Origin of the sequence: Lentibacillus salicampi (assembly GCF_004565465.1) — a bacterium.
Lineage (GTDB): Bacteria > Bacillota > Bacilli > Bacillales > Amphibacillaceae > Lentibacillus > Lentibacillus salicampi.
On the sequence record NZ_SRHY01000021.1, the window covers coordinates 38,432 to 52,442 of the forward strand.

The following is a 14,011-nucleotide window of genomic DNA, read 5'->3' on the forward strand; positions in this document are numbered from 1 at the left end:
GTGTTGGAAATCAACAGGAGGATTACAACTGAAGTCTTAGTAGTTGGAAGCGGACTTTCAGGGATTAAAGCAACAAAAGAGTTGGCAAGCATGAATCGTGACGTTTTAATGGTAACAAAGACGAAGCTGGCATCAGGCTCCAGCTTCTATCCTTTAAAAGCTTCTTTGGGTACACAGGTAACGAAGAATGAAGATGACAAGCACGTTTTCCTGGAAGATATAGAAGACTTGAGCCGTGGAATGCATAACGAGGATCTTGCTGAAGTCTATGTGAACGATATTCCAGAACGTGTGAAGGAATACAAGGATATAGGGGTTCAAGCGAAAAAGCTGGAAGGAGAAAGAAAGGCTTGTTTTGCCAACCACGCACGGGATATTTACCTGTTGAGTGACTGGGATCAGATCCGTAAAAATGTTACAGCCATATTTAATCAATACGACAACTTAGATGTGATGCAGAAAACGGTTGTTGTTTCGTTAATAAAAAAAGGAAACCAAATGGCAGGTGCCATTTTGCTGGATGACAAAAATGAATTCGTACTGGTGGAATGCCAGGCAGTGATATTGGCATCGGGCGGCTTTGGCAGCATCTATAAGCATAATCTGAACCCTGCCGATGTTGATGGTTCCGGGCATATGTTAGCATTGGAAGCCGGTGCAAGTTTAGTGAACATGGAGTTTATCCAATTTATTCCCGGGATCACGACGCCAAGGTATAAGACACTTTTCGGCGAGCATACGTTGATGTATTGCCGGGATATCATTGATCAACATGGGGAAAGCCTGCTTAAACCGTATCTTCCAGAAGACGTATCGAAGAAAGAATGCCTGGAAATAAGAAGTACACATGGCCCTTTTACTCATTCACTTGAGTCCAAGTATTTTGATATTGCCATGATGGAAAATATTATAAAAACCAAGGATGAAAATGGCTTTACATTGCTGTATGATGATGACCTTTATGATAATGAGGAAGAATTTTATAAAGTTTATCTCGATTGGCTAAAAGAGAAAAATGTTCATTTAACAGAACAGGAAGTGAAGATTGCCCCGTTTGCTCATGCAAGTAATGGCGGTGTATTCATCGATGAAAATGGGAGGACAGGCATTGCTGGGCTTTATGCCATCGGAGAGCTCTCTTCAAATATAGAAGGGGCGAATCGTCTTGGCGGCAATTCCACTGGTGCCTGCATGGTGTTCGGGAAAAGGTCAGCCCTTGATTGTGAACAGTACCTGCAATCGGCTGACGTTTATAAGATAAGTGAGGCAGAAGGTGAGCAGCACTTAGCACGATTGTCTAAGTCGATGGATTCAGGTTCATCTGCTGAAAATCAACTTTCAGCAAATAAGATGATTGATCAGATTAAAGAAATCATGTGGTATCATGGGAATGTTGTACGCTCCGGAGAACGACTGGAAGAAGCACTGGAGCAGATAAGCGAGCTTGAATCTGGATTCAAATTTGCGGAGCTTCTTGAACACAAACAATCACGTAAACTTGCCATTAAGGGAAGGAATTTTATCAAGATGGCCCGGATTCTGCTTCAATCAATGCAGGAAAGAAAAGAAAGCCGGGGAGCGCATTACAGAGAAGATTACCCTGTCGAGGATTCATCATATGACAAGCGGTTATTTATTTCAAAACTGAATGAAACAACTTCCTATACATTTTTAGATCAATGAATGAAATATGAAAGAGAAAAACCACGATCAGGTTTTTCTCTTTTTACAGTGAAGGAGACTGTATATGTTAATTGCTGCGTTTGATATAGGCGGAACCTCAATAAAATATGGTGTTGTCAATGAAGCAGGCAACGTTCTAATGGATAATTCGTTTCCATCAGAGGCACACTTCGGTGGGGAGACGATCATGCAGAACGTCATCGCCAAAAGCAGGGAACTGCAGAACGAATGGAATCTTGACGGAATCGCCATCAGTTCAGCAGGGCAGATCGACAACCAAGCGGGCGTCGTCGTTCATGCCACGGATAATATCCCCGGGTACACGGGAGTCCGGATTAAAAAAACAGTACAGGAAGCCACAGGATTGCACGTAACAGTGGAAAACGATGTGAATTGCACGGCATTGGGTGAGTATTGGAAAGGTGCCGCAAAGGGTGCGGATGACTTTCTCTGTGTCACCATCGGAACCGGAATCGGCGGTGCGATTTTTACAAATGGACAACTATTAACTGGATCACGTTTTTCGGCCGGGGAGATCGGTCACATCAATTTATACCCTGGTGGAAAGGCATGTACATGCGGTGATAGCGGCTGTCTGGAACAATACGCGTCAAGTTCTGCACTCCAGGAGATGATTTTTGCAACATTAGGGTATAAAATGGAATTGAAAGGTTTCTTTGATCGATTGCGCGCCGGTGATCAGGAATTGATTACGTTATATGATCGGTGGATTGATAATCTGACGACGGGTTTAAAATCTATCGTACATATTTTAAATCCGGAATTGATTGTCATTGGCGGGGGTATATCAGCGCAGGGGGATTTTCTGTTGACCCCGATTAAGGAATCGCTGTCGACGAAAATTATGCCAAACCATGCAGCAAGTCTGGACATCCGGATAGCCCAACATGGTAATAAGGCTAATTTGCTTGGAGCGGCCAAACATTTTATTAACTGTGGCGGAGGAGCGTGATGATGTGGCTAAAAATCAATTGAATGGTATCAAACCATCGATAACAATGGAACAGCATAAACATAGTTTTACGAAGTCTGAGAAAAAAATATATCACTATATTCAGACGAATAGCCAGGAGGTTCTGTATCATTCATTAACCGAATTATCGGAAGCAAGCGGTGTTGCTGAAGCGACCGTTCTCCGTTTTTTCCGCAAATTGGGATTCAAAGGTTTTCAGGATTTTAAGTTCCTCTACGCCCAGGAAGTGACCGTGCATGACGATGATGATCACGACGAAACCTACGCAGATAAGATCAAGGTTAATATGGTACAAGCCATTGAAAATTCACATGAAATTATTGATTATGAAGTACTCCAGAAATGTGTTGACGCGATTGACGCCGCGTGTGATGTCGTACTCTTTGGTGTTGGCTCTTCCGGGATCGCAGCTCTCGACATGCAAAACCGGCTCATGCGAATCGGCAAGCATGTGAGCGCTGTGACCGATCCCCACTTCCAATTTATGCGAGCCTCATCAATGAATAGTGACACGGTCGTCATTGCTGTCAGTCTCACCGGCAGTACAAAAGATATCGTCGATTCAGTCGAAATTGCCAAGCAGCAAGAAGCAACCGTTATTGCATTAACCAATTATATCAAATCACCGCTGACGCAATATGCCGATCATGTCCTGCTTTCATCTGCCAAAGAAAGCCCACTGGACAGCGGTTCACTTGTGGCCAAAGTGTCCCAATTATTCCTGATTGATCTTGTATGCACAGGACTTACCATCAAACATTACGAAAAAGCCGAGAAAGTCAAAATGGGCATAAGCAAGAATACGGCGCGTAAATTGTATTGAATTTGGGAGGAAGAGGATTGGGTTGACTGCACCCTGTGGTGTGAGGTAGCAGTCTCAATGAGTCCGATTTTACGGGGGACGTCGCCGAATACAATGAATATATCGGAGAACAAGCCGAATTTGTAAAATCAACATGGGTCCATACCGGAATCCCAGTGATGACTCGTGATTGGTGGTTGCGGTATACTTAATACAGCACCACCTGTTGAGGGGTCAGTATTTCAACGAATGGTGGTAGCTGACTATCAAAGTGGGGCGAGGGGAGTATATGTTAATAGGTGCAATCGAGGCAGGAGGCACGAAAATCATCTGTGCGGTTGGTGATGGTTCTGGAGAAATAAGGGCCAAGCAAAGTATACCAACACGCGAACCGGAAGAGACCCTTCAGGAAGTGAAGGCATTTTTTTCAGCATATGATCTGGATGCATTGGGTGTCGGAAGTTTTGGTCCGGTTGATTTGAACAGAGACAGTGGTACATATGGTACGATCTTAAACACGCCAAAAGCGGCCTGGAAGCACTTTAATCTGCTTGGTCGGCTGCAGGCTGATTATGAAATTCCCGTTTATATCGATACAGATGTCAATGCGGCATGTTTGGCAGAATACCATCATGGTGCCGGTATTGATGTGAACAGCTGCCTGTACATTACAGTTGGAACAGGCATCGGAGCAGGACTGGTGCAGAATGGCCAAACATTTCAGGGAAAAAGTCATCCGGAAATGGGGCACATTATGGTGCCTAAACATGGGACGGATCCGTTTACAGGTGTCTGTCCATATCACGGGAATTGTTTGGAAGGTATGGCTTCGGGACCGGCTATTGAAGAAAGGCATGGCAGGAAAGGACACCTGTTGGACGACCACCCCTATGTGTGGGAACTTGAGGCACATTATTTGGCACACGCTATCGTTACCTATACGTTGGTGTTATTTCCCGAGCGAATTATCTTAGGCGGCGGAGTGATGAAGCAAAAGCTGCTATTGTCGCTAATCCGCGAAAAGGTTTCCAGACTTCTGAATGGTTACGTAGATGTTGGGGAGATGGACAAATTTATCACTGCTCCTGCCTTGGATGATGAACAGGGTGTGAAAGGGGCGATAGCGCTGGCTGCTGGAAATGTTTAATGAGGCGGAGCAAAGTACCAGATACCTTGTTCCTTTTCCTATTTGATTGCCTGAGTATACAATCTCAGCTATAATAAAAATAGGACTTTGGAAATGGTGGACGGTGTTTTTAATGAACGACAGGCAAAAAAAACTGTTGCGTATTTTGTTGGCTAACCTGGACCGTTTCATGCCTAATCAGAACCTGGCAGATGAACTGGGATGCTCGGAAAAAACGGTGCGGAATGATTTGAACAACATAGAAAAGCAGCTTAATGGATTTCCCTCTGCGGTATTACAGCGCAAGCGGGGGAGTGGTGTCTTGCTTTCAATCGATCGAGCGGACCGGGCAACGTTATTGAATGATATCTACCAGTCAGACACATCCGGAGATGATCGTCTGCTTGAGTTAGCGTATCAGCTGCTTGTGAGTGAAAAACCGCTGACGTTGGCAGATCTGGCTGAGAAACATTTTACGAACAGAACAACAGTCAGAGGTGAACTTAACAGAATTGCCAGCTGGCTGGAAGGTTATGATCTGGAGCTGGTCTCAAAGCAGCGGCTTGGCCATGTGGTTAAAGGGAAGGAACTGAACAAACGGAACGCGCTGGCCAATTTGTCAGAATTAATCTTCACTGAATCACGGGAACGGGAGCGGGTCCTGCATTTGTTTCCGCCGACTGAAATCACGACGGTCAGAAAGCTGCTGCGGGATTTGCAGGCACAATATCCGATTGATTTGTCAGAGGGCGAATTTGAAAGTCTGCAGGTTCATGCTTTGATTATGATTAAACGTACACGTCAACGTTCACCGATTTTACTGGGAGACTCAGAAGACGGCGCCAGTGTAAAGCTGGATAGCTATCATATGACAGCATGGTTGATGAAACGACTGGAAGATGCTTTGGGGCTATCGTTTCCGGAAGCTGAGTATGTTTATTTTACCTGGCACCTGGAAAGCTGTAGAAATGAACACGCCGGGAAAGCAACGGATGGCTTGTTGACAGGTGTTGTGCGGCAGATAACGTTACAGCTGCAGCGTATGACCATGAAGCGTTTCCAGGATGACGAAGTGTTGACGGATGGTTTGAAAACGCACCTTGCTTCAGCTATTCACCGTATTAAATATGGGCTTACGATTAGAAACCCGATGCTATCAGATATCAAAAAGAAATACCCTTATATGTTCAGTATGGTCATCCTGGCGGTTGAAAAAATAAACGAAACCTATCATCTGAATATACAGGAAGATGAGGCTGCTTATCTTGTGCTGCATTTTCAAGCGTCCATTGAACGGATGCAAACGGAACGCTCGTCCGTTAAGCGGGCTGTGATTGTGTGTGACCTTGGGATTGGAATGTCTCACTTACTTCAGGCAAAACTGGAGCAGTCCTATCAGGGAATTGAAATGCTCGGAAGTATTAGTAAATCAGAGTTGCCGGCATTTTTACAGAAACATGAGACGGACATGATCATTTCCACGACGGACATAGATATTTCGGACATTCCGATTGTCGTTGTGTCACCCCTCCTTGAACACGAGGATAAGAAGCGGCTGAACCAGTTCCTGCAATCAATCGAACCAAAAGGAGCAGAGAAAAACGCGACGATGGCAGATCCCAGGCGGTTTATTACTGAAGACGTTGTTTTTCTGGGAATGAACTTGGAACATCGATTTGAAATTGTAGAAATGCTTGCAAATAATGTAGTGCAAAAGGGATTTGCTGAACAAAAATTCATCCACAGCGCTTTGTTAAGGGAAAGAACATCGGCAACTTCTATCGGTGGCGGGGTCGCTATTCCGCACGCTGATCCGGATTTCGTGAAACAGTCTGTGGTATCGCTGGCTGTATTAAGGGAACCGATCCAGTGGGGCAGCGAAATGGTCTCCGTCGTGTTTTTGCTGGCGATTGCTAAAGAAAATCATACTATGATCAAGCCGCTTATGCAGACAATCGCAGCGATCAGTCATAATCCCGCCATCGTGGAAAAGTTAAACGAGGCTGCCTCCGTATCTGATATTTTAACTGTATTCGAACAATAATTCATTTTTTCCGGTATTCCGGTAAAAATGAATTATTTTTTTAGCTGAAATCGCTTTATAATAAAGACAGGATAGAAAAAGGAGGCGTCATAAATGCGACTATTGGCTGTGACAGCGTGTCCGGTCGGCATTGCCCATACGTATATGGCTGCTGAAAATCTGCAACAAGCGGCGGATGATATGGGCGTTGATATGAAAGTCGAGACACAAGGTTCAATTGGAGCAGAAAACGAACTCACAGAGAAAGAAATAGAGGAAGCAGATGGCATTATTATTGCGAGTGATAAAGATATCTCCAAAGAACGCTTTGCCGGGAAGAAGCTCCTTGTCGTCGGAGTGCAGGAAGGCATTCGCAACCCGGAACAATTGATCAAACAGGTGCAAAGTGATGATGTTCCCGTTTATCAATCTGAGTTAAAGTCGGGAGATCAAGTGAAAAAAGAGCGCAAGGAAAAAGAAAATCCAATTTATCGGCACCTGATGAATGGTGTTTCTTACATGATCCCATTTATTGTCGTCGGTGGTTTGCTGATTGCGATTTCATTAGCACTTGGCGGCGAGCAGACTAATGGAGGCATTAGCATACCGGATGATTCATTTTGGAAACAGATTGAGAACATCGGCAATGCCTCATTCAGTTTTATGGTACCGATTCTGGCCGGGTTCATTGCTGTCAGTATAGCTGATCGTCCGGGTCTTGTACCGGGTATGATTGGCGGTTATATTGCCAATACGGGAAGTTTTTATGGCAGTGAAGCCGGAGCAGGTTTTATCGGCGGTATTATTGCTGGTTTCCTTGCCGGATATGTTGTGCTTGGCATTAAGAAGATAAAAGTGCCACAGGCTGTGCAGCCGGTAATGCCGATAATCTTTATTCCAATTATCGCATCACTCATCGTCGGGGTGTTGTTCATATCGGTTATCGGAGCGCCCGTTGCAGGTATTTTCGAGTCACTGACAACATGGCTTGAAAGTATGCAAGGCGCAAGCTCGATTGTTCTGGCACTGATTTTAGGTGCGATGATTGCTGTTGATATGGGAGGACCATTCAATAAGGTGGCGTTCCTGTTTGGTTCTGCCATGATTGCGGAAGGCAACTTTGAAATCATGGGTCCGATTGCGGTTGCCATCTGTACACCACCGCTGGGTATGGGACTTGCGACATTTTTGAACAAACGCAAGTATCAGCCAGCTGAAAAAGAAACCGGGAAGGCGTCCTTCACCATGGGATTATTCGGTATTTCGGAAGGGGCAATCCCATTTGCTGCGCAGGACCCGCTCCGTGTTATCCCAAGTATTATGGTCGGTTCGATGACCGGATCGGTTATTGCAATGCTTGGCAATGTCGGTGACCGTGTTGCACACGGCGGGCCTATTGTTGCCGTTCTTGGTGCCATAGACAATGTGCTGATGTTTTTCATTGCTGCCACTGTCGGTACGATTGTAACGGCGCTCTTGGTTAACGTTTTGAAAAAAGATGTGATGCCTGCTGCAGTGACGCCGGAAGGGGCTGAAGTGACTTCGGATGAATTAGATGATACAGATTCGTCTGTCCATTCTGGTGATAATAGGCGATCTCAACAGGAGGGTAAAGGTCCGAAAGGTGATGTGGAAATTAATAAATTAACGGATATTCTTAACCGGAATTTGATGACGATGAAGGTTTCTGGTTCAACACAGGAAGAAGTGGTCGATGAATTTGTCCAAATGCTTGATGCTGACAATTGCATTTCTTCAAAAGAAACGGTTAAACAGGCCATTTTTGACCGTGAGAAAGAAAGCACAACCGGTCTTGGCATGAATATTGCCATTCCGCATGCGAAATCGGCTGCAGTGAAGAAACCGGCTGTCGTCTTTGGAATAAGTCCTGACGGGATTGATTGGAAGAGCCTTGATGGAACCGATGCGAAATTGATCTTTATGATTGCGATACCTGAAGAACGAGCAGGCGATGATCATTTGAAAATCCTGCAAATGCTCTCCCGCAAACTGATGGATGATTCATTCCGGGAACAGTTGATGAACGCTCATACAAAAGAAGAGGCTTACGAACTGCTTGATGCCATTCAGTAATCGGGACAGGGGGACGTGATCCCTGTCCCTATTCTCGTACTATTTCCGGTGAAGTTGAGTAAACACATGATTCCAGGCACATTTTTCGTCAGCTGTATGTATGGCGGGTTTGAAACCGAAGTTCAGGTATAAATGAATGGCCGCAAGACTTGCCGGTTGGGTTTTCAAATAAGCCTTTTCATGATACATTTTGAGCTGTTTAAGTGCTTTGATAATCAGTGGTCTGCCGAGCTTAATTCCCTGAAATGCGGGGGCAATTTCCACCCAGTGCAATCTGCCGATGGTTTCGTCGTCCCATTTACCAAACCATGCAGATGCGGTGCCGGCATATCTTCCGTCTGTGGTCTTGAGGAAAATAACGCGTTTTTTTGCTTCATTTAAATCTGATGCAAGTTCGCTGCCGAATCGCGCAAGAGCCTGGCTTTCATCAGGGAATTCACCTGTTTCTGTAACGAGGTTTGCCCACTGTTTACCTTCTTCTTTATGATGCAGCAGGCTGAAGTGAAACCCGTCAGGAAGCGGACAGTCAGGAATATGTTTCAAGTCATGGAGCATGTAGATTGGTGAGTTTTCCATCATAATACCTCGCTAAAAATAGTAGTGACGGCCTTATTATACCACACGTGTAGAAACGGATATGTTTGCTATAATAAGTGGCAGAATTTGAACAGGAGGGGAACGCATGTATAATGAACCGATTTTTTTACAACCCGTTTTCCAGGAAAAAATCTGGGGCGGCGATAAATTAAAAACCGTATATAACTATGATATTCCTTCAGAGCAAACTGGAGAAGCCTGGGTGATTTCAGCTCATCCAAACGGTCCGAGTGTCATTGAAAACGGGCCACTGAAGGGGAAGACGTTAAAGGATGCTTGGGAACTACACGGCGAGCTTTTCAATAAATCAGCAGATAATAACGATGCTTACCCGCTGCTCGTCAAAATTTTAGATGCCAATGATGATTTGTCGGTACAGGTGCATCCGGATGATGCGTTTGCCCGTGAAATGGAAGGTGTTCCATACGGAAAAACGGAATGCTGGTATATACTGGATGCGAAACCCGGTTCAGAACTTATCCTTGGTCATCATGCGAAAACGAAACGGGAGTTAGAGCAGATGATGGCAGGTGGTGAATGGGAGGAACTACTGCGACGTGTGAAGGTCCGGCCTGGTGATTTTGTTTACGTCCCAAGCGGTACCATTCATGCGATCGGCAAGGGGATCGTTATTCTGGAAACACAGCAGAGTTCGGATACGACTTATCGTGTGTACGATTATGACCGGACAGATGCAGATGGAAACAAACGGGAATTGCATCTGGAAAAAGCTGCAGCGGTGACGAACGTTCCGCATCAGATTCCTAAGCTGAAACAGGAAGAAGTCGTTTCGGGAGATTTGGCTATGACAAAACTCGTTGAAAATGATTATTTTGGTGTGAGTAGATGGAAGTTGACTGGCAGAGTCGAGCAGACAATGGCGTCGGAATTTCTGCAGGTCAGTGTGATAGAAGGGCAAGCTCTCCTTACTGTCTCCGATAAGCCGTTTGAAATTAAAAAGGGCACACACTTTATATTGCCGCATGGAATCGGACAATACGAGCTTTCGGGTGAAGCTGAGTTTGTGGTGTCGTGGGTTTAAATGAAATGTCTGTTACGTTGTGCTGTTGGTTATAATACCAGCGGCTTTTTTTGTCGTTTAGGAAATTATAGTTTGAAAGTATATATCATGACTACCCTCTATATTTTCCACTTTTTTACATCTGTAAAAAATGATGAAAATCATAAAAAAGTACAGATATAAATTTTGAAGATTTTAAATAAAGACTATATACTGTTGTTAGCGAATAGAACATTTGTGTCGTTTTACCTATACACAAATACCCACATCATCAGAATCTGAACGAACATATGAAATCGCTATCATATATTGGGAGGTGATCATATAAAGACGTATTGAATACTGGCTGAACATGCGCCGTAACCATCATCAGCAATTTGTTCAGAAAATCAGACTAAAGGAGGTTAAAAGCGAGTGAAGAAAAACTTTTCGACTTTGTTTTGTTTTATCTTGCTATTTGGACTTATTCCCACACCACCTGCCCAAACTGTATCAGCCGCTTCAACCGATTATTTTACATCGTTTGAGCAGGATGACCCCGAGCTTGACTGGGAAAATACCGTGGAAACAGACGAGGACGGGAATAAAATGGCTTCTGGAATCGACGGGAATATTCCGTTCGATGGTATCCAAGGTGATATTACGGATCAAGTTACGAACATGGAAGTATCCGGTGAAAACCCGCCAAGTGAGGTAAAGGAAAAATTAATTGACCGTGACGCAACGACAAAATGGTTAACGTTTGAAGATACTGCCACGATTCAATTTGAGCTGGAGAAACCGGATGCTGTTGTGAAATATGCATTAACATCAGGGAATGACTTTCCCGGTCGTGATCCGCGCAATTGGAAACTTGCTGGCTCAAATGACGGGGAAAATTGGACAACCCTTGATACGAGGGAAGATCAGGAATTCAGTGACCGTTATGAGCGGAAGGTATATGAGTTTGGAAACACGGAGGAATATCAGTACTATCGCCTGAGCATCACGAAAAACAGCGGCGATTCCGCAATCCAGTTGGCAGAACTCGCCATTTCAAATGGGGTAGATGTACCAGAGCCGCCTGCGTCCGATATGAAATCGAAGCTGGGTAATGGACCATCAAGCACCTATAATGCAAAGGCAAATGTCGGTTGGACCGGTAAAAATACAATCTCGTATGAGGGATCCCATCTGCCAGATGGCCGGGCATATTCCTATAATAAGATACTGGATGTGGATATTGAAGTAACCGCGGATACAGCATTGTCTTATTATATTTTCCCGTCCTTTACTGACAAGGAGCAAACCAATTATGCAAGCACCTATGCATCGGTTGATTTGGCATTTGCTGATGGGACATATCTGCATGATTTGGAAGTTCAAGATCAGCACGGTATCAAATTAGACCCGCAAAGCCAGGGTGATTCGAAAACGCTGTATGCCAATCAGTGGAATTTCAAAAATGCAGACATCGGATCTGTCGCGGAAGGTAAAACAATCAAGCGAATTTTGGTAGCCTATGAGAATCCGAAAGGTCCTGCAACATTTAAAGGTCACGTCGACGATATTAAGATTGACGGAAATCCGGTAACGAAGACATATGACAACTATACCGATTACGTCAATACACTCAGAGGCACCCAATCTAATGGAACGTTTTCACGGGGTAATAACTTTCCAGCTGTTGCTGTTCCACATGGTTTTAATTTTTGGACACCAGTAACGAACGCTGGATCAAACTGGATTTACTCCTATCATGAAAGTAATAATGACGATAACCTGCCTGAGCTTCAGGCATTTGCATTAAGCCATGAAACAAGTCCATGGATGGGAGACAGACAAACGTTTCAAGTGATGCCCTCAGACGCGGAAGGAAAACCTAATGCAAATCGCGGGGAGCGTGCATTAGCTTTTAAACACGAAAATGAAAGCGCCAAGGCACATTATTATGGTGTTACATTTGAAAATGGAATCAAGACGGAAATGACGCCAACTGATCATGCAGCAATGATGAAATTTACATTTAAAGATGATAACGCCAATATTTTATTCGACAATGTCAGCAATAATGGCGGGATTACACTGAACCCCGAGAATGGAACGATAACCGGGTATACCGATCAGAAAAGCGGTTTATCGACAGGTGCGACACGTATGTTTGTTTATGCAGCATTTGACAACCCCGTCACAGACAGTGGCAAGTTAACGGGTGAAGGCAGGGATAATGTATCCGCCTATTACAAATTCGACACGGCAGATGATAAAGAAGTAACCATGAAAATTGCAACTTCGCTTATTAGCGTTGAACAAGCGAAGAAAAATTTAGAACAGGAAATGAGTGCTGAGGATACGTTTGATACGGTCAGACATCGAGCAGAGAACAAGTGGAATGATCTGCTTGGAAAAATCGAAGTGGAAGGGGCAACAGAAGATCAGCTCACAACACTGTATTCCAACATGTATCGGCTGTTCCTCTATCCTAATTCAGCCTATGAAAATGTTGGTACGGCAGAAAATCCTGTTTTCAAACATGCTGATCAACTAGCTCTTAATCCTTGCACATCAAGTACTCCAACCGAGACTTGTACAGCTGTGAAGGATGGAAAAATTTACGTCAACAATGGTTTCTGGGATACCTATCGAACCACATGGCCAGCATATTCACTGCTGACACCTGAAAAAACAGGTGAAATGATTGACGGCTTCGTTCAGCAATACAAGGACGGCGGCTGGATTTCCAGATGGTCTTCACCAGGTTATGCTAATTTAATGGTAGGAACAAGTGCAAATATTGCTTTTGCCGACGCCTATTTGAAAGGTGTTACGAATTTTGATGTGGATGCGTTTTATCAGTCAGCTGTAAAAGATGCCTCCGTTGCACCGCCAAATGACAATGTTGGCAGAAAAGGGATGGAAACCTCCATTTTTGACGGCTACACAAACACGTCAACAGGTGAAGGAATGTCGTGGGCACTTGACGGCTATATCAACGACTTTGGCATCGCCCAGTTAGCAAAAGCCCTTGATAAAGGGGAAGATTATCAATACTTTTTAAGCCGTGCACAAAATTATGACAACATGTTCAACCCTGAAATTGGATTTTTCAATGGAAGGAAGCCGTCTGGAGAATGGCGTTCCACACCAGATTCGTTTAATCCAGCTGAATGGGGACACGATTATACCGAAACAAACGCTTGGAATATGGCTTTCCATGCGCCACAGGATGGACAAGGGCTGGCCAATCTTTATGGTGGAAAGAAAGGCTTGGAGGATAAGCTCGATGAATTCTTCAGCACACCGGAAACAGCCGCCTATCCAGGTAGTTATGGAGGACTCATTCACGAGATGCGTGAGGCAAGGGATGTCAGAATGGGTATGTACGGGCACAGTAACCAGCCTGCCCATCACATCGCTTACATGTATAATGATGCTGGCACACCTTGGAAAACGCAGGAAAAAGTACGCGAAGTTTTAGACAGGTTATATATTGGAAGTGAAATCGGCCAAGGGTATGCAGGTGATGAAGATAATGGCGAAATGTCTGCCTGGTATATTTTTAGTGCACTAGGAGCCTTGGACAGAAGTATTTCAAAAAATCCCGCTTCATTTCACTACAACCTATTTTTATGTAAAAAAATGGAAATGATTTAAAAAAGGGTATGCCAAATAAGCTTCACGTTTATGTCATT

The 14,011-nt window shown here is 44.3% G+C and carries 9 protein-coding genes; 8 read left to right on the top strand and 1 reads right to left on the bottom strand.

Annotated features, from left to right (window positions below; all coding sequences use genetic code 11):
- The 6 genes from E4U82_RS12140 to E4U82_RS12165 all read left to right on the top strand — a co-directional run bounded on the left by E4U82_RS12140 (nt 1) and on the right by E4U82_RS12165 (nt 8,722).
- Nucleotides 1-1,683: an FAD-binding protein gene (locus tag E4U82_RS12140; RefSeq protein ID WP_245183572.1), complete on the top strand. Its 1,683-nt coding sequence runs from the start codon at nt 1-3 to the stop codon at nt 1,681-1,683.
- 64 nt (nt 1,684-1,747) lie between these two features.
- Nucleotides 1,748-2,656 (top strand): ROK family protein, encoded by a 909-nt coding sequence (locus E4U82_RS12145; RefSeq protein WP_135110454.1) that lies wholly within the window; start codon nt 1,748-1,750, stop codon nt 2,654-2,656.
- Nucleotides 2,657-2,660: 4 nt separating this feature from the next.
- Nucleotides 2,661-3,500 (top strand): MurR/RpiR family transcriptional regulator, encoded by an 840-nt coding sequence (locus E4U82_RS12150; RefSeq protein WP_245183573.1) that lies wholly within the window; start codon nt 2,661-2,663, stop codon nt 3,498-3,500.
- A gap of 268 nt (nt 3,501-3,768) precedes the next feature.
- Complete coding sequence (locus tag E4U82_RS12155) at nt 3,769-4,626, top strand: ROK family protein (protein ID WP_135110455.1); 858 nt, start codon at nt 3,769-3,771, stop codon at nt 4,624-4,626.
- A 112-nt stretch (nt 4,627-4,738) separates the two neighbouring features.
- Nucleotides 4,739-6,649, top strand: coding sequence for a BglG family transcription antiterminator (locus E4U82_RS12160; protein WP_135110456.1), 1,911 nt, complete (start codon nt 4,739-4,741; stop codon nt 6,647-6,649).
- Between the two features lie 93 nt (nt 6,650-6,742).
- Nucleotides 6,743-8,722, top strand: coding sequence for a fructose-specific PTS transporter subunit EIIC (locus tag E4U82_RS12165; RefSeq protein WP_135110457.1), 1,980 nt, complete (start codon nt 6,743-6,745; stop codon nt 8,720-8,722).
- Nucleotides 8,723-8,761: 39 nt separating this feature from the next.
- Here the strand turns inward: E4U82_RS12165 and E4U82_RS12170 are convergent, their stop codons facing one another.
- Nucleotides 8,762-9,298, bottom strand: coding sequence for a GNAT family N-acetyltransferase (locus tag E4U82_RS12170; protein ID WP_167751401.1), 537 nt, complete (start codon nt 9,296-9,298; stop codon nt 8,762-8,764).
- 106 nt (nt 9,299-9,404) lie between these two features.
- On the opposite strand from E4U82_RS12170, the gene manA reads away from it, so the two are divergent.
- Both manA and E4U82_RS12180 read left to right on the top strand, forming a co-directional pair.
- Nucleotides 9,405-10,361 (top strand): mannose-6-phosphate isomerase, class I, encoded by a 957-nt coding sequence (gene manA, locus E4U82_RS12175; RefSeq protein ID WP_135110459.1) that lies wholly within the window; start codon nt 9,405-9,407, stop codon nt 10,359-10,361.
- 393 nt (nt 10,362-10,754) lie between these two features.
- Nucleotides 10,755-13,973 carry a GH92 family glycosyl hydrolase gene (locus tag E4U82_RS12180; protein ID WP_209300568.1) on the top strand — a complete coding sequence of 1,073 codons (3,219 nt, stop codon included), beginning with the start codon at nt 10,755-10,757 and terminating at the stop codon, nt 13,971-13,973.
- The last annotated feature ends 38 nt before the right edge of the window (nt 13,974-14,011 follow it).